The 15812-nt window shown below is 68.8% G+C and carries 17 protein-coding genes; 8 read left to right on the forward strand and 9 right to left on the reverse strand.

The genetic code is table 11. The annotated features are described in order from the left end of the window. Positions 1-44: 44 nt before the first annotated feature. On the forward strand, positions 45-1214 hold the full coding sequence (locus tag ACXYX3_RS06780) for an acyl-CoA dehydrogenase (protein ID WP_458610887.1): 1170 nt from the start codon (positions 45-47) through the stop codon (positions 1212-1214). Between the two features lie 88 nt (positions 1215-1302). Here ACXYX3_RS06780 and ACXYX3_RS06785 read toward each other — a convergent pair whose 3' ends face one another. The 4 genes from ACXYX3_RS06785 to ACXYX3_RS06800 form a co-directional block, all read right to left on the reverse strand. Beyond that, positions 1303-2067 carry a biotin--[acetyl-CoA-carboxylase] ligase gene (locus ACXYX3_RS06785; protein WP_458610889.1) on the reverse strand — a complete coding sequence of 255 codons (765 nt, stop codon included), beginning with the start codon at positions 2065-2067 and terminating at the stop codon, positions 1303-1305. A 43-nt stretch (positions 2068-2110) separates the two neighbouring features. Continuing rightward, positions 2111-2437: a hypothetical protein gene (locus ACXYX3_RS06790; protein ID WP_458610891.1), complete on the reverse strand. Its 327-nt coding sequence runs from the start codon at positions 2435-2437 to the stop codon at positions 2111-2113. Between the two features lie 201 nt (positions 2438-2638). Further along, positions 2639-3349 (reverse strand): TIGR03089 family protein, encoded by a 711-nt coding sequence (locus tag ACXYX3_RS06795; RefSeq protein ID WP_458610893.1) that lies wholly within the window; start codon positions 3347-3349, stop codon positions 2639-2641. Then, positions 3349-4818 carry an LCP family protein gene (locus ACXYX3_RS06800; RefSeq protein WP_458610894.1) on the reverse strand — a complete coding sequence of 490 codons (1470 nt, stop codon included), beginning with the start codon at positions 4816-4818 and terminating at the stop codon, positions 3349-3351. The genes ACXYX3_RS06795 and ACXYX3_RS06800 overlap by 1 nt, the downstream gene beginning before the upstream one ends. Positions 4819-4886: 68 nt before the next feature. On the opposite strand from ACXYX3_RS06800, the gene rfbD reads away from it, so the two are divergent. From rfbD to manB, 3 genes are read left to right on the forward strand one after another with little or no spacing between them, the layout of a single operon-like run. Then, positions 4887-5744: a dTDP-4-dehydrorhamnose reductase gene (rfbD, locus tag ACXYX3_RS06805; RefSeq protein ID WP_458610896.1), complete on the forward strand. Its 858-nt coding sequence runs from the start codon at positions 4887-4889 to the stop codon at positions 5742-5744. A gap of 16 nt (positions 5745-5760) precedes the next feature. Continuing rightward, on the forward strand, positions 5761-6639 hold the full coding sequence (locus ACXYX3_RS06810; RefSeq protein WP_458610898.1) for a glycosyltransferase family 2 protein: 879 nt from the start codon (positions 5761-5763) through the stop codon (positions 6637-6639). Then, on the forward strand, positions 6639-7718 hold the full coding sequence (manB, locus tag ACXYX3_RS06815; protein ID WP_458610900.1) for a mannose-1-phosphate guanylyltransferase: 1080 nt from the start codon (positions 6639-6641) through the stop codon (positions 7716-7718). Before ACXYX3_RS06810 ends, manB begins: the two co-directional genes overlap by 1 nt. Before the next feature lie 38 nt (positions 7719-7756). Here manB and ACXYX3_RS06820 read toward each other — a convergent pair whose 3' ends face one another. The 4 genes from ACXYX3_RS06820 to cofD all read right to left on the reverse strand — a co-directional run bounded on the left by ACXYX3_RS06820 (position 7757) and on the right by cofD (position 11582). After that, positions 7757-8626, reverse strand: coding sequence for a hypothetical protein (locus ACXYX3_RS06820; RefSeq protein WP_458610902.1), 870 nt, complete (start codon positions 8624-8626; stop codon positions 7757-7759). 84 nt (positions 8627-8710) lie between these two features. After that, positions 8711-9259: an NUDIX hydrolase gene (locus ACXYX3_RS06825; protein WP_458610904.1), complete on the reverse strand. Its 549-nt coding sequence runs from the start codon at positions 9257-9259 to the stop codon at positions 8711-8713. Continuing rightward, positions 9256-10599: a coenzyme F420-0:L-glutamate ligase gene (locus ACXYX3_RS06830; protein ID WP_458610906.1), complete on the reverse strand. Its 1344-nt coding sequence runs from the start codon at positions 10597-10599 to the stop codon at positions 9256-9258. Before ACXYX3_RS06830 ends, ACXYX3_RS06825 begins: the two co-directional genes overlap by 4 nt. Then, positions 10596-11582, reverse strand: a complete 987-nt coding sequence (cofD, locus tag ACXYX3_RS06835) for a 2-phospho-L-lactate transferase (RefSeq protein ID WP_458610908.1) — start codon at positions 11580-11582, stop codon at positions 10596-10598. The genes ACXYX3_RS06830 and cofD overlap by 4 nt, the downstream gene beginning before the upstream one ends. 429 nt (positions 11583-12011) lie before the next feature. Between cofD and ACXYX3_RS06840 the strand changes: the two genes are divergently transcribed. After that, a complete protein-coding gene (locus ACXYX3_RS06840; protein ID WP_221356043.1) occupies positions 12012-12275 on the forward strand; it encodes a WhiB family transcriptional regulator in 264 nt (87 codons plus the stop codon). A 4-nt stretch (positions 12276-12279) separates the two neighbouring features. Here ACXYX3_RS06840 and ACXYX3_RS06845 read toward each other — a convergent pair whose 3' ends face one another. Next, positions 12280-12702 carry a metallopeptidase family protein gene (locus ACXYX3_RS06845; RefSeq protein ID WP_458612000.1) on the reverse strand — a complete coding sequence of 141 codons (423 nt, stop codon included), beginning with the start codon at positions 12700-12702 and terminating at the stop codon, positions 12280-12282. Between the two features lie 131 nt (positions 12703-12833). On the opposite strand from ACXYX3_RS06845, the gene ACXYX3_RS06850 reads away from it, so the two are divergent. From ACXYX3_RS06850 to ACXYX3_RS06860, 3 genes are all read left to right on the forward strand, one after another. Next, complete coding sequence (locus ACXYX3_RS06850; protein WP_241202899.1) at positions 12834-13253, forward strand: DUF3499 domain-containing protein; 420 nt, start codon at positions 12834-12836, stop codon at positions 13251-13253. Between the two features lie 79 nt (positions 13254-13332). Beyond that, the gene (locus ACXYX3_RS06855) at positions 13333-14718 is read left to right on the forward strand and encodes a phosphomannomutase/phosphoglucomutase (protein ID WP_458610910.1); all 1386 of its coding nucleotides are present in this window, start codon (positions 13333-13335) and stop codon (positions 14716-14718) included. Beyond that, positions 14715-15809: a TobH protein gene (locus tag ACXYX3_RS06860; protein WP_458610912.1), complete on the forward strand. Its 1095-nt coding sequence runs from the start codon at positions 14715-14717 to the stop codon at positions 15807-15809. Before ACXYX3_RS06855 ends, ACXYX3_RS06860 begins: the two co-directional genes overlap by 4 nt. The last annotated feature ends 3 nt before the right edge of the window (positions 15810-15812 follow it).

Genomic DNA, 15812 nt, shown 5'->3' on the forward strand with positions numbered 1-15812 from the left:
GCGCGAGCACGGTAAAGTTACCGGCGAGTAGCAAGGAGATGATGATGGCTGGTTGGGGCGGAAATCCCTCGTTCGATCTTTTCCAGTTGCCGGAAGAGCACCAAGAGCTGCGCGAGGCGATCCGCGCGTTGGCGGAGAAGGAGATCGCTCCGTACGCGGCGGACGTCGACGAGAACGCTCGGTTCCCTCAGGAGGCACTCGACGCGCTGGTGGCCAACGGCTTCAACGCCGTGCACGTGCCCGAAGAATACGACGGACAAGGCGCTGACTCGGTGGCCGCGTGCATCGTCATCGAAGAGGTGGCCCGCGTCGACGCGTCGGCGTCACTGATCCCGGCGGTCAACAAGCTCGGCACCATGGGCCTGATCCTGCGCGGCTCCGACGAGCTGAAGAAGAAGGTGCTTCCTTCGCTCGCCTCGGGCGAGGCGATGGCCTCCTACGCGCTGTCGGAACGTGAAGCGGGCAGCGACGCGGCCTCGATGAGGACCCGCGCCAAGGCCGACGGCGACGACTGGATTCTCAACGGCGCCAAGTGCTGGATCACCAACGGCGGCAAGTCATCCTGGTACACCGTCATGGCCGTCACCGATCCCGACAAGGGTGCCAACGGCATCTCGGCGTTCATGGTGCACGTCGACGACGAGGGCTTCACGATCGGACCCAAGGAGCGCAAGCTCGGCATCAAGGGCAGCCCGACCACCGAGCTCTACTTCGAGAACTGCCGCATCCCCGGCGACCGGATCATCGGCGAGCCCGGCACCGGCTTCAAGACCGCACTCGCGACGTTGGACCACACCCGCCCGACCATCGGCGCCCAGGCCGTCGGCATCGCGCAGGGTGCGCTCGACGCGGCAATCGAATACACCAAGGACCGCAAGCAGTTCGGCAAGAGCATCGCCGACTTCCAGGCGGTGCAGTTCATGCTCGCGGACATGGCGATGAAGGTCGAAGCGGCCAGATTGATGGTCTACAGCGCGGCCGCCCGGGCCGAGCGCGGTGAGGGCAACCTCGGCTTTATCTCTGCAGCGTCGAAGTGCCTGGCCTCTGACGTCGCCATGGAGGTGACGACCGACGCGGTGCAGCTGTTCGGCGGGGCCGGCTACACCATCGACTTCCCCGTCGAGCGGATGATGCGCGACGCCAAGATCACGCAGATCTACGAAGGCACCAACCAGATTCAGCGCGTCGTCATGAGCCGGGCGCTGCTCAAGTAGTCCTGTCGCCGCGAGAGTGGCCTCACGGTAGTGCCGACGCGTCGGGAGCTACCGCTGAGGCACTCTCGCGACCCCGGCCGCGCGGTGCTCAGTCGGCCGGCCGCAGGTGCGTGATGTCGCCGGCCGACACCGTGACGGGCTCGGCTCCGCTGTCGATGATCAGCCGCCCGTCGTCGTCGACAGCGATCGCTGTACCGACGAGCTCGTCATCACCCGGCAGCAGCGCGCGCACCCGGGTGCCGATCGTGGAGCTCGCCGCGCGATAGTCGGCGGCCAGCGTGGCGTCGGCCGCGCGCCACTGCTCGATCCTTGTGCTGAGAGTGCGCAGGAGCGCGACCGCGAGGTCGCTGCGGTCGACGTCGTGACCGAGCATCGTCATCGACACGGCGTTCGGATCCGGTGCGTCGGCCTCGTCGAAGCCGACGTTGAGGCCGACGCCCACGACGACGACGGGCGCCGCGACCTCGGCCAAGATGCCGGCCAACTTCCGGCTGCCGACGAGGACGTCGTTGGGCCATTTGACCGTTGCGTCGACGCCGACGGTCTCGGCGACCGCCAGGCCGGTCAGCAGCGGCAGCCAGCCCCACCTGTCGGGCGCGACGCCCGCGGTGTCGACGCCGACAGACATCGAGATCTGCGTGCGTGGGGGAGCCGACCACCGCCGCCCGTGCCGGCCGCGTCCCGCCGACTGATGCTCGGCCAACAGCACCGCACCGGCGATGTCCTCACCGCCGGAGGCGCGGGCGATGAGATCGGCATTCGTCGACCCCGTGTCCTCGACGACGTCGACGCGGCGCCACACGGTTCCGTCGAGCGCGGAACGCAGGACTTCGGTATTCAGGGCGGCAGGCACCCGACGACCCTAAACGACGAGTCGTTTCGCTCGGCGTATCGAACTACTTCGCTGCAGCGTCCGAGTGTTCGATGGCCTCCACCTGCTGGGCTGCCCACGCATGAGCGGCGGTGGCGCGGTTGAGATGCCCGAAACCCGCCACGAACGAGACCATCGCGGCGAGCGCCCACAGGTTTCCGAACGCCCACTCCCAGGTGGTGGCGGTGGACGCCGACTGCAGCCAATAGGCGGCGATGGCAACCAGCGCATATCCGCTGAACACGAAGAATCGACCATCGGCGCTGGCCAGCCACCCGGCATGTCGCCGGTTGCGAAGGTGCCACAGGGTGAGCGCCACGAGGACTGCCAGTGCGGTGACGGTGGTGTCCATCGGCGCCGTCCTTTGCCAGGTTTGCCGCTGTCGGTCGTCGATCAGTCTGCGCGATCAACCTGTGAACAGCATGTGGTTACGGGAACAGTAAGGTCACAGTAACGATCATGTCAATTATGTCGGGTAGGACGTCACTTTCGGTGAGGGTGGCGTCGGACTTCGCCAGAACGGCACGTTCGTGACAGAAAATCTACAGCCGCGTCAGCCGCGCGTGACTTTCTCCGTTGCCCGCCGACGATCCAGCGCCGCAGCATCCGGGTGCGCGACGTACACCAGCGAAGCCCCCACCGCGTAGGGCGCCAGCAGGTGAGCAACCAGATCGTCGGCGGTGTCCCACGGCGCCGAAGACAGCACGCGATCGTCGCCGCCCAGGCCCTGAGCATCGGCAGCGGAACGGGCCGCCGCGAGAACGTCGTCGCCGGAACGCCCGTCCAATGCCGGACCCGGGTACTGCTCGGCGACGATCTGATCGCCGTGCACCCGCACGGCCGTCGCGTAATCCGTCACTCCCACAGGAAGATCCGCTGCGGGCCGACCGAACGGATCCAACGACAGCACCGCGACCTCGCCACCGCTGACCGCCGCGTCCGCATCGTCGAGTCGACCCTCGGCGCACAGGGCCAGATCCGCGCTGTCAGCCTCCAGAACCGCTTCCGCGCCGATCCACCAGATCCCGAGCAACACCGCGGCCGTCTGCCAATGCGCCGGCAACAACACCGCCACCCGACTGCCGGGACCGGCCCCCATCTCGTCGCGCAGCAGGTTGGCGGTCTTGGCCGCCCAGTTCGCCAACGTCACCGTCGAGCACTCGATGCGCTCACCGGTCGCGTCGTCGTAGTAGGTGATCCGCGGCCCCGCCGGATTGCGGGACAGCAGAGGATCGAGAATCGCCGAGGAGAGATTGATCGCCATCAGTTGACGCACTGCGGGTCGTCCGACCCCGCCGTGATGATCGGCGAGGCCGCCGGCAACGCCTCGCCGCCGCCCGAGGCATTGGTCACCGGGGCCGACAGCGTGACATCCGTGCCGTCCAGCCCCGAGCCGGGACCGGTGTAATCGGCCGACAGCACCACCCGCACCGCGCCCTGGGGCACCGAGGCGTCCTCGACCACCGGCAACCCGCCCAACTGCTTGGCCACCTCCTGGGCGCCCATGTCATCGCTCGAGGCGGCCTGCACCTGGCTGTTGGTGACCTTGGTGCCCTCGTTGTTGCCGACGTTGCCTGCCGAGAAGCCCTTGCCCGTCAACACCTGGGACACCGCCGCGGCGAGGCCGTTGACGTCGCTGTCGTTGATCACGTCGACGGTGGTCTTGTCGGGGCTGTAGGCGATCTCGTCGGTCTTGCCCTCCTCCTGATCGTGCAGCAGGCTGCTCACCCAGTCCTTGACCTCGGGGGGATTGACCCGCACCACCGACTGCATACCGTCGTCGCTCCAGCCGGCCTCTTCGACGATCGGAATCGTGGCGAACGCGATGTTGCCGCCCGAGAGCTTGCTGAGCTGATCGGCGAAATCCATGATGCTCCAGCCGTCGGAGAGCACCACCGACCGCTGCACCGCGTCTTCGAGCCGGTTCAGCGTCGCCGGGCTCGACAGCGTCTTGCTCGAGATCACCTCGTGTGCCAGCGACGCCATGAACGCCTGCTGGCGGGTGACGCGGTCCAGATCGCCGCGCGGCAGGTCGTGGCGCTGCCGCACGAAACTCAGCGCCTGCGGCCCGTTCAGCTTCTGCCAGCCGGCCGGAAAGTCGGCACCCGAAAGAGGTTCGTAGACAGCATCTTTGAGGCAGACGTTGACCCCGCCCAGGGCGTCGGTGATCAACGCGAAGCCCAGCAGGCCGACTTCGGCGTAGTGATCGACCGTCACGCCGGTGAGGTTGGCGACCGTCTTGATCAGCTCCTCGCGGCCCGCCTCGGTGGCCTCCTTCTCCGCGACCTTCGGGTCCTCGCCCTCCTGCTCGACGAGTTGCTTCATCTTCTCCAGATGCACCGAGCCGTAGACGCCGTTGATCTTCATCTTCCCGATGCCGGGCGCCTCGACGTAGGAGTCGCGCGGGATCGAGATCGCTGTCGCCGAGCGCCCGTTGTTCGGGATACGGATCAAGATGATCGTGTCGGTGTTGGTCGACACGTCGTCGCCGGCGCGCAGCGTCGCCAGCTCCTCGGCGCTGAGCGGATTGCCGTGCGCATCGGTGCGGCTGTCCATGCCGACCAGCAGGATGTCGATCGCGCCGTCCTCGCCGCCCTCGCCGAGCGCAACCGGGCTGACGTGGTTGATGCCCGATTCGAAGGACCGGATCTTGCCCCATGCGACGCCGGTGCCGACGACGATCGCCAACGTCACGATGACGGAGACGACACGGGTCATCTGAGCTGCAGGCATCCGCCCAGGTTACTGGCGGGCAGGCGGGAGGCGGGGGAGCCGACCTCGGCGTGCCACACTCGCTACCTATGGCTGACCGAATCGTGATCACTGGCGCCGGCGGCATGGTCGGGCGCTTCTTGGCAGGTCAGGCGGCCTCTCAGGGCCGCGACGTTCTCGGCTTCACGTCGAGTGAGTGGGACATCACCGGCACGCCCCCTACGGAACTCCGCGCCGGCGACGTCGTCGTCAACTGCGCCGCCTTCACCCAGGTCGACCAGGCCGAGGCCGACCCGGACCGGGCGCACGCCGTCAACGCCACCGGGGCCGGCAACGTCGCTGCCGCCTGCGCCCGGGCCGGGGCGTCGCTGATCCACATCTCCACCGACTACGTGTTCGGCGCCTCGGGCGCTCGGCACCCGTATGACATCGACGACGACACCGGGCCGTTGTCGGTGTACGGGCGCACCAAGCTCGCCGGTGAGCACGCGGTGCTCGCCGCCCTGCCCACCGCATTCGTGGTGCGCACGTCGTGGGTCTACGAAGGGGCAGAGGGCACCGACTTCGTCGCCGGGATGCGGCGGAGCGCCGCCGGAACGGACACCGTCGACGTCGTCGCCGACCAGATCGGCTCCCCGACCTATGTCGGCGACCTGTGTGCGGCGCTGCTGCAGATCGCCGACGGCGGGGTGGGAGGGCCGATCCTGCACGCCGCCAACGCCGGCGAAGCAAGCCGATTCGACCAGGCCCAGGCCGTGTTCGCCGAGCTGGGAGCCGACCCGGCGCGTGTCCGTCCGGTCGGCACCGACCGTCATCCACGCCCCGCGCCCCGGCCGTCGTACTCCGCGCTGTCGGCGGCCGGCTCGGCGCGAGCCGGACTGACCCCGCTGCGGGGGTGGCGCGAGGCGCTCACCACAGCACTGCGACCGCTACCCTCTACGCGATGAGATGGGTGGCCGATAGGTGAGCGACGAGCTGTACGTCGTCACGGTGACGTATTCACCGGGACCTCACCTGGATCGTTTCCTCGCGTCGCTGGCCCACGCCACCGAGCGGCCGGTGACGGTGATCATGGCCGACAACGGGTCCGAGGACGGCTCACCCGAAGAAGCTGTCGAGCGATATTCCAACGCGCGGCTGCTGCGCACCGGGGCGAACGTCGGCTACGGCACCGCGATCAACCGCGCCGTCGCCGAGTACGGATTATCCACGACGACAGACATGTTCGTCATCGCGAACCCCGACGTGCAGTGGGGGCCCGGCAGCATCGATCTGCTGTTGGAAGCCGCCGACAGGTGGCCTCGGGCCGGGGCGCTGGGTCCGCTGATCCGCGACCCCGACGGGTCGGTGTACCCCTCGGCGCGGCACCTGCCGTCGATCATCCGGGGTGGCATGCACGCCGTCGTCGGGCCGGTCTGGCCGTCCAACCCGTGGACCGCTGTCTACCGCCAGGAACGAGAGGACCCCAGCGAACGCGCCGTCGGCTGGCTGTCCGGGTCGTGCCTGCTGGTGCGCAGCGCGGCCTACGCGGAGATCGCAGGCTTCGACGAGCGCTACTTCATGTACATGGAGGACGTCGACCTCGGTGATCGGCTCGGTCGCGCCGGCTGGCAGAACGTCTACGTCCCCTCGGCGGAGGTGCTGCACGCCAAAGGTCACTCGACGGGGCGCGATCCCGCTCGCAACCTCGCTGCCCATCACGCGAGCACCTACACTTTTCTCGCGGATCGGTACCCGAAACGGCGACATGCTCCGCTACGGTGGGCGTTCCGGACGGCGTTGGGGGCGCGCTCCCGGCTGGTGGTGCGGAGTTCGATGAAAGCCCGAAGGGGGCAGGGGTGATGGTGAATCCCGCTGATGTCGATGCGGTCGTTCTGGTCGGCGGGATGGGCACGCGCCTGCGGCCCCTGACGCTGTCGGCGCCCAAGCCGATGCTGCCGACCGCCGGGCTGCCGTTCCTGACCCACCTGCTGTCGCGGATCGCCGACGCCGGCATCGAGCACGTGGTGCTCGGAACCTCCTACAAGGCGGGCGTGTTCGAAGCGGAGTTCGGAGACGGCTCGAAACTCGGGCTGCAGATCGAGTACGTGGTCGAAGACGAGCCCCTGGGCACCGGAGGCGGTATCGCCAACGTGGCGTCCAAGCTGCGCCACGACACCGCCGTCGTCTTCAACGGCGACGTGCTGAGTGGATGCGACCTAAGCGCACTGCTGGATTCGCACACCTCGACCGACGCCGACGTGACGCTGCACCTGGTCCGCGTCGGCGATCCCCGCGCATTCGGTTGCGTGCCAACAGAATCCGACGGCACGGTGACGGCCTTCCTGGAGAAGACGCAAGACCCGCCGACCGACCAGATCAATGCCGGCTGCTACGTGTTCAAGCGCTCGGTCATCGAACAGATCCCCACCGGTCGCGCGGTGTCGGTGGAGCGCGAGGTCTTCCCGGGTCTGCTCGCCGACGGCAAGAAGGTCTGCGGCTACGTCGACTCCACCTATTGGCGTGACATGGGCACGCCGGAAGACTTCGTGCGCGGCTCGGCAGACCTGGTGCGTGGCATCGCGCCGTCGCCGGCTCTGGGCGGGCATCGCGGTGAGTCCCTGGTGCACGACGGCGCATCGGTGGCGCCGGGTGCACTGTTGATCGGTGGCACCGTGATCGGCCGTGGTGCCGAGATCGCCGGCGGCGCACGGCTCGACGGTGCGGTGATCTTCGACGGCGCGAAAGTGGGTGCGGGCGCGGTGATCGAGCGGTCGATCATCGGCTTCGGCGCACACATCGGGCCGCGGGCGCTGATCCGCGATGGTGTGATCGGCGACGGTGCCGACGTGGGGGCCCGCTGCGAGCTGCTGCGCGGCGCCCGGGTGTGGCCGGGCATCACGATTCCCGACGGCGGCATCCGCTTCTCGACAGACATCTAGAGTCTGCCGCGGCGAGCGCGGAATAGCATTCCTGGCTGTTATGCCGGCCTTTTCGCAGCCATGGCTTCTCGTTGGCGCCGTGCCCATGCCTGCTTGACCCAGCTGATGATCTCGTCGTTGCGATCGCCCGCCATCACCCTGACGACGATCCAGTCCTGGTCTGCGATTCTGCGGAGGCGCCGCGCGTCCCATCGATACTGATCGACGTCTGTCCGGTGATGGTCTCCGTCGTACTCCACAGCGATGCCGAGCGCCTCCCAACCCATGTCGAGGTAGGCGAATGTGTGACCGTTCTCGTCGATCACCGGGATCTGCGTCTGCGGTCGGGGAAAACCCCTGTCGATCAGCAGAAGTCGCAGTCGCGTTTCCTGCGGTGACTGCGCGCCTGCATCCATCAGGTCGACTGCGTCGCGGCAGCGTCGAACGCCGTGCCGGCCTTTGTATCGGTAGGTGAGGTCGAGGATTTCATCAGCCGTGATGGCCGTCGCAGCGGCGAGAGCGTCGAGATGCGCCACGGCGGCGTTGCGTGGGAGGTAGCGGCCGAGATCGAGGCCCGTGCGGGCGGGCGTGGCGACGGGCAAACCGTTGATCCACAAGATCTCACCGGGCGCGATACGTTCTCGCCGGGTGATGATGCCGGCAGGGCAATGATTGTTGGCCCACAGCACCTCGACTGGGGTGTCATCGTCGATCCACCGTGCCCCGTGCAGAGCCGCAGCCGCCCGTCCAGTGATCACGCCACGGCGACGAGACCACAGCCACGCACCCGTTGTGCGATGGGCCAATGTGGGCTCGACATCTTTCGGCAGATAGATGTCCGGATAGATCGCGCGATAGTTCCACCGCAAGGCCGCGCGCGTGATGGTGCCGGCGAGAACAGCGTGCGAACCGACGATGACTTCCCCCATGGGAAGAGCATGGCGCCTGAGCGCGCGCCCCCAGCACGTGAGAAGCCACGGCTGTGGATAACCAGAATTTCGCAGCCAGGAATGCTATTCCGCGGAGGAGTGGGGCGTGGCGAGGGCGGCTAGGTGGCGCAGGCCGAAATCGCTGCCGCCGGGCAGGCCATCGAGCGGCCACCACCGCAGATCGAGCGACTCGTCGCTGATCTCGGCGTGCGCCCCTGCCGGCGCGCGCACGACGAACTGCACGTCGAGGTGGCGCGTCGGCACCCCCAGCGAACACGTCACCGGGTGCACGTGGATCGCGGTCGGCAAGTCGTCGATGGTCAATCCGGCGATGCCCGACTCCTCGGTGGCTTCCCGCAGCGCCGCGGCGACCAGCGTGGGATCGTCGGGTTCGCAGTGCCCGCCCAGTTGCAGCCAGCGGCCGAATCGTGGGTGGAGCGTCAGAAGGGCATGCGTGCCCTCGTGGTTGAGCACCAGCGCCGAGCCCGTGATGTGCCCGGGCACCGACTCACGCAGGCATGCCTTCGGGTTCGCGTCGAGGAACGCCAGCACCGCGTGCCGCATCGACTCCTGCGCCGGATCGGCCGGCTGCCACCGCGTCAGGGTGTCGATCGCCGATTGGTGCAGACTCATCGCTCGAGCAGCAGACCGTCGGTGGGCACCGGATCGCGTGGCGCGGCCGGCCCGTCGGCGGCGTAGCCGATCGCGATGGCCCCCAACGGCTCCCACTCCGCCGGCAGATCCAATTCCGTGCGCACGAGATCGGCAGCGAAGATCGTCGACCCGATCCAGCAGCTACCCACCCCGCGCACCGCGAGCCCCACCAGCAGGCCCTGCACCGCCGCACCGACGGCCACGGTGAACATCGTGTGCTCGGCCGCGGTGCGATGCGCGTCGGGGTAGCTGTGCGCTCCGTCGGGCACCATGAACGGGATCACCAATTCCGGTGCATCGTAGAGAATCTGACCGCGCGAGACTCGGCGTTCGACCGCGGCGGGGTCGCGGCCGTCGCCCAGAAGGTCGGCGCGCCATTGGTCTTTCATCGCGTCGAGCAACCGGGTGCGTACCGCCATGTCACGCACCCAGACGAAGCGCACCGGGCGGGTGTGGTGTGGCGCGGGCGCCGTCAGCGCCACGGAGACAGCAGCCTCGATCAGCTCGGGCGCCACCGGCTCGTCGCTGAAGCTGCGCACGGACCGGCGCAGCAGCTGAGCCTGCGTGCGACCGAGCGCGATCGCCTCCTCGGTGCCGAGCCAGAACAGGTCCTCCTCACCCGCGCGGACCAGATTGCGGGCAGTCGACCCGTCGTCGCGCACCGTCAACCCGCGCACCACCGCGACGGGGACCGCGGTCAGCTTGCCCTTCACCAAATCGGCGGCCGCGGCGATCTCGTCGGCGACCGCGATCTCGGTGACGATCAACTCGTTGCCGTGCTGATCGTGTTCGCCCGCATAGCCGTGCAACACCTCGAGCCCGGCGGCGCCGATCGCGACGTCGGTCTGTCCCGTGCGCCACGCCCTGCCCATCGTGTCGGTGACGACGACGCCGACGCGCACGCCGAGCCGCTCGTGCAACGCCGCCCGCAGCGCGGCGGCGCTGCCGTCGGGATCGACGGGAAGGAGCGCGAGTTCGTGGCTGTCGACGTTCGAGCCGTCCACCCCCGCCGCTGCCTGCACCAGCCCGAGCGCGTTCTCGGTGATGAGCGTGCGGCCTTTGCGCGCCAGGACTCGCACCGCCTCGCCGTCGATCAGCCTGCGGCGCAGCGTGTCTCGCAGCTCCGGATCGGATGGTGCGTCGACCATGCGACCCTCGCATTTGGACAGCACCTTGCTGGTGACGACCACGACGTCGTCGTCGCGCAGCCAGGGCGCGGCCTCGGCGATCGCGGCGCCCAGATCGTCACCGGGGCGGAACTCCGGCAGCCCCTGGACCGGCAGCAGCTCCAGCCGCGCCGACGTGCCGTGGTCCCTCACAGTGTCACGCCTGCCAGATCCAGACCGGCGCGCACCATCTCCGCGGTGACCGCGGGTTCGCTCATCAGCAGGGGCGCCGACCGCACCGCGACGCCGTCGATCACCGCGTCGTCACCGGTGTGGACCAGCCAGCCGTCCAGGATGCCGGTACCCGCGCGGGCGCCGTAGTGCGCACCGACCGCCTCCGACGTGCTGTCCACCCCAATCACCGACAGGCATGCATCGGCCATGCCGCGCAACGGCTTTCCTGCCACGATCGGGCTGTAGCCGATCACCGGGGCCGGGGTGGCGCGCAGCGCTGCCCGGATGCCGCCGACCCGAAGGACGGAGCCGATGCTGACGACGGGGTTCGACGGTGCGATCAGCACGACGTCGGCGCCCTCGATCGCGTCGGTGACACCCGGTGCGGCAGTGGCACTGTCGGCGCCGACGAACGCGAAGCTCTCGGTGGGCACCTGGGCGCGGTACCTGACCCACCACTCCTGGAAGTGGACGGCCTTCTTCTCTCCGTCGGCCGGATCGATGATCACGACATGGGTTTCACTGCGGTCGTCGCTGGCCGGCAGCAGCCGGGCGCCGGGATTCCAGCGCGCGCACAGCGCCTCGGTCACCTGCGACAGCGGATAGCCCGCGCGCAGCATCTGGGTGCGCACCAGGTGGGTGGCCAGATCGCGATCGCCCAGGCCGAACCAGTCGGGTTGCACACCGTAGGCGGCGAGTTCCTCCTTGGCGTGCCAGGTTTCATCGCGGTGCCCCCACCCGCGCTCGGGGTCGATCCCGCCGCCCAGGGTGTACATGCAGGTGTCGAGGTCAGGGCAGATCCGGACGCCGAACATCCAGGCGTCGTCGCCCACATTGACCACAGCAGTCACTTCGTGCTCATCGGTATCGTGAGTACTGAACTGCCCCAAGCCCAGTAGATGTTGGACACCCAGGAGGAAGCGCGCGCCACCCACACCGCCGACCAGAACAGTGACCTTCACACCGACCGACACTAGGCGCACGCCGCCGCGGCCCGCCCCCCGGAGGTGCCCGGATCGGCAACGTGACAGACACGCCACAGCGCGACGCGCCGTATTCGAGTCACGGAATGGTATGAATTCCTGTTCCAGCGCTTGACCGAGGCAGCTAACGCGTGTGTAATCACAGCAGTGTCATTCGCGGTTCTCCGGCCGGTTCCGGTGTCGCAGACCGAGATTCGATCACTTGTTCGAATTGGGTGGCCACACTTAGAAATAGTGGGCTGGCATACAACGGATCTACGAGACCTGTGGAGGAGGGGAACAATGGCTTTTGAACAGGCCGATTTCGGCAATTCGGTTCATTTCGACAGCAGGCTCCTCGGCTCGGTGGGGAGTGCACCGCACATCCAGACCGATCCGGTGGCGGCAAGCATCGGGGGACGCCCGCAATTGAGCGTGGTGCCCGACCCGATCGATGACGAGCTGGCAACCGACGAGGACCAGTGGCAGGAGCGCGCGCTGTGCGCTCAGACCGACCCCGAGGCCTTCTTCCCGGAGAAGGGCGGCTCGACCCGCGAAGCCAAGCGCATCTGCCAGGGCTGCGAGGTCAAAGACGCCTGCCTCGAGTACGCGCTGGCCCACGACGAGCGCTTCGGCATCTGGGGTGGACTGTCCGAGCGGGAGCGCCGGCGCATCAAGCGCGGCATCATCTAGGCGGCTACTCGTCGTCGATCGTCGGATCGATGACGGACGGCTCGACGCCCAGATACGTGGCGACCTGCGCCACCAGAAGCTCATGCAGTAGGTCGGTCAACTCGACGGTGTCCTTGGCCCGTCGCTCGATTGGCTTGCGGAACAACACAATTCGCGCTCTCGTCGAGTTGCCGCGAACATCCACCCCGGCAGGGATCAGCCGCGCCAGCGCGATCGGCCCGTCGGCGACGACCTCCGGCGGCCACTGCACACTGTCCGGATCCTTGGGCGCCAGCCGCGGGATCTCGTCGACCGCGACGTCCAACGACGCCACCCGCTCCTGCCACCGCCGCTCGATCGGCTCATAGGCCTCGAGCACCGCCATGTCGAAACGTTCAGCGCGGCTGCGCCAGCCCGGAACGGTGGGCGGCAGCAGCGGTCCCCGCATCCCACGGCCACGCCGGGACCCTCGATGATTGCGCCCGGTCACGAAAAAGATCGTAACGGTTGGGCTTCGGGCCCCCCGCGGCTCGCGTGTCCGCCGCGGCGCGGACGAACACAGACGATAACCTTCCGTTCGTGAATGTTCCCCGTCGCTGCTGCCGTCCAGGCTGCCCGCACTACGCGGTCGCGACGCTCACGTTCGTCTACTCGGACTCCACCGCCGTCGTCGGCCCCCTGGCCACCGTCTCCGAGCCGCATTCCTGGGATCTGTGCGTCATGCACGCCGGGCGCATCACCGCCCCCCGCGGTTGGGAACTGGTTCGCCACGCCGGTCCACTGCCGTCCCATCCCGACGACGACGACCTCGTGGCGCTTGCCGACGCGGTACGCGAAGGCCGGGAAGCGCCGGCCGGACCTGTTGCCGGCTTCACCGGATTCACCGACCCCGTCACCGGCACCCAGAGCGGCGCGCTGATGGCACCGCCCGTGCGTCGACCCGAGCCCACCGGGCGTCGACGCGGGCATCTGCGGGTACTGCCGGACCCGCCGGACTGAATCACCGTGGCGGCCGTGCGCGCGGTTTCCGACGGCTAGGCTGGCAGCACTGGTCAGCACGTCAGCGTGAGGAGCCCACATGTCCCGGCCCGCCGAGGCGGTACAGCGCGTCATCAAGGCCTACGACGTGCGCGGACTCGTGGGCGAGCAGATCGACGAGCACTTCGTCGCCGAGGTGGGCGCCGCGTTCGCCCGGCTGGTGCGCGACGGAGCGACCCAGATCGTCATCGGCCACGACATGCGGGAGAGTTCGCCGGTACTCTCCGCCGCGTTCGCCGAGGGCGTGATGGCGCAGGGACTCGACGTCGTCCGCATCGGTCTGGCCTCGACCGACCAGCTCTACTTCGCCTCCGGGCTGATGGACTGCCCCGGGGCGATGTTCACCGCCAGCCACAACCCGGCCGCCTACAACGGCATCAAGCTGTGCCGCGCCGGCGCCAAACCCGTCGGCAAGGACACGGGGCTCACCACCATCAGCGACGAGGTGATCGCCGGCGTGCCCGACTACGACGGTCCGCGCGGCACCGCGTCCGACCGTGATGTGCTCGCCGACTACGGCGACTTCCTGCGCTCACTGGTCGACGTGAGTGGGCTGCGTCCGCTCAAGGTCGCCGTCGACGCCGGCAACGGTATGGCCGGCCACACCACCCCCGGCGTGCTGGGCCCGATTGCGTCGATCACGCTGTCACCGCTGTACTTCGAGCTCGACGGCACCTTCCCCAACCACGAGGCGAACCCACTGGACCCGGCCAACCTCGTCGACCTGCAGAGCTTCGTCCTCGAAACCGGAGCGGACATCGGGCTGGCGTTCGACGGCGACGCCGACCGCTGCTTCGTGGTCGACGAACGCGGCCAGGCCGTGTCCCCGTCGGCGGTCACCGCGCTGGTCGCCGCCCGCGAGTTGACCCGCGAGATCGGCGCGACCGTGATCCACAACCTGATCACCTCCCGCGCCGTGCCCGAGCTGGTCACCGAGCGCGGCGGCACACCGGTGCGCTCGCGTGTCGGACACTCCTACATCAAGGCGCTGATGGCCGAGACCGGCGCGATCTTCGGTGGCGAGCACTCCGCGCACTACTACTTCCGCGACTTCTGGGGTGCGGACTCCGGCATGCTCGCCGCGCTGCACGTGCTCGCGGCGCTCGGTGAGCAGGACCGACCGCTGTCGGAGATCATGGCCGACTACGAGCGCTATGAATCGTCCGGCGAGATCAACTACACCGTCACCGACGCCCCCGCCGTCGTCGACTCGGTCCTGGCGGCGTTCGGTTCCCGGGTGCACGCCATGGACCACCTCGACGGCGTCACCGTCGACCTCGGCGACGGCAGCTGGTTCAACCTGCGCATGTCGAACACCGAGCCGCTGCTGCGGCTCAACGCCGAGGCCCGCACCCCCGAGGAGGTGGCGGCACTGGTCGACGAGATCGGTGCGCTGATCACCAAGGGAGCCGGGGAGCTCACGTGACGGCCACCGCGGTGGTCGACCTCGACGACACCGAGGGCCTGCTGGCCGCGGATCGGCACGGGCTGCTGCGTGCTGCGTCCATGGCCGGTGCGCAGGTGCGTGCCACCGCGTCGGCGCTGTCCGAAGGCGACCTCGACTCCGTGCGCTCCGATGCGCCGCCGCGCACCGTGGTCTGGGTCGCCGGCCGCGGAACAGCCTCCACCGCAGGCTCGATGCTCGCTGCCGTGCTCGGCGGCTCCCTGCCCGCGCCGATGGTCATCGCCACCGAGGCGCCGCCGTGGATCGGTGCCCTCGATGTCCTGATCGTCGCCGGCGACGATCCAGCCGATCCTGCGCTGGTGACCGCCGCCGCGACCGCGGTGCGCCGCGGCGCCCGCGTCATCGTCGTCGCCCCCTACGAAGGGCCGCTGCGCGACGCGACCGCCGGACGCTCGGTCGCGCTGCCGCCGCGGTTGCCGGTGCCCGACGATTTCACGTTGGCCCGCTACCTCGCCGCCGGTCTGGCCGCGCTCGAGGTGGTCGCCCCCGGTGTCCGTGTCGACCTCGCCGCCCTGGCCGACGACCTGGACGCCGAGGCTTTCCGAAACAGTGCTGCGCGTGAGCTTTTCACCAACCCGGCCAAAGAGTTGACCCAGCGCATGCTCGACCGCGACGTCGTGTTCGCCGGTGACACTCCCGCCACGCTGACGCTCGCCCGGCACGCCTGCACCGTGATGCTGCGGGTGGCGCAGCAGACCGTGGCCGGCGTGGGGCTGGCCGACGTGCTGGTGGCGTTGGGCTCAGGGTGGGGACGCGACCGTGGTGAGGTGTCCATCTTCCACGACGAGGAACTCGACGGGCCGCTGCCGAACCGCGCGCGCACGATCGTGCTGACCTCGGATGAGGATCGGCCTGCCGTCTCGGCGCGGCTGCGTGGTTTTGACGACGTCTCCGTGCTCAATGCGAACGACGTACCGGAACTCGGGGGAGTCGGAGAGGAGGGGCCGGGCTCAACAACGATGCCCGGTACCAGCCGACCCGAGCAACAACTGGCGCTGCTGGCGGTCCGCCTGGAGATGGCGGCCGTCTACCAGCGTCTGATTCGAGGTTGAGGC

The sequence above is a fragment of the Mycobacterium sp. Panama NTM2 genome (genome assembly GCF_054355555.1).

Coding starts and splice junctions, on each gene's coding strand:
- ACXYX3_RS06825 (WP_458610904.1), bottom strand. CDS start 9,259: ATGAGTCTGCACCAATCGGCGATCGACACCCTGACGCGGTGGCAGCCG.
- ACXYX3_RS06780 (WP_458610887.1), top strand. CDS start 45: ATGGCTGGTTGGGGCGGAAATCCCTCGTTCGATCTTTTCCAGTTGCCG.
- rfbD (WP_458610896.1), top strand. CDS start 4,887: ATGGCTGACCGAATCGTGATCACTGGCGCCGGCGGCATGGTCGGGCGC.
- ACXYX3_RS06800 (WP_458610894.1), bottom strand. CDS start 4,818: ATGCCTGCAGCTCAGATGACCCGTGTCGTCTCCGTCATCGTGACGTTG.
- ACXYX3_RS06845 (WP_458612000.1), bottom strand. CDS start 12,702: ATGCGGGGACCGCTGCTGCCGCCCACCGTTCCGGGCTGGCGCAGCCGC.
- ACXYX3_RS06820 (WP_458610902.1), bottom strand. CDS start 8,626: ATGGGGGAAGTCATCGTCGGTTCGCACGCTGTTCTCGCCGGCACCATC.
- ACXYX3_RS06795 (WP_458610893.1), bottom strand. CDS start 3,349: ATGGCGATCAATCTCTCCTCGGCGATTCTCGATCCTCTGCTGTCCCGC.
- ACXYX3_RS06855 (WP_458610910.1), top strand. CDS start 13,333: ATGTCCCGGCCCGCCGAGGCGGTACAGCGCGTCATCAAGGCCTACGAC.
- manB (WP_458610900.1), top strand. CDS start 6,639: ATGGTGAATCCCGCTGATGTCGATGCGGTCGTTCTGGTCGGCGGGATG.
- ACXYX3_RS06790 (WP_458610891.1), bottom strand. CDS start 2,437: ATGGACACCACCGTCACCGCACTGGCAGTCCTCGTGGCGCTCACCCTG.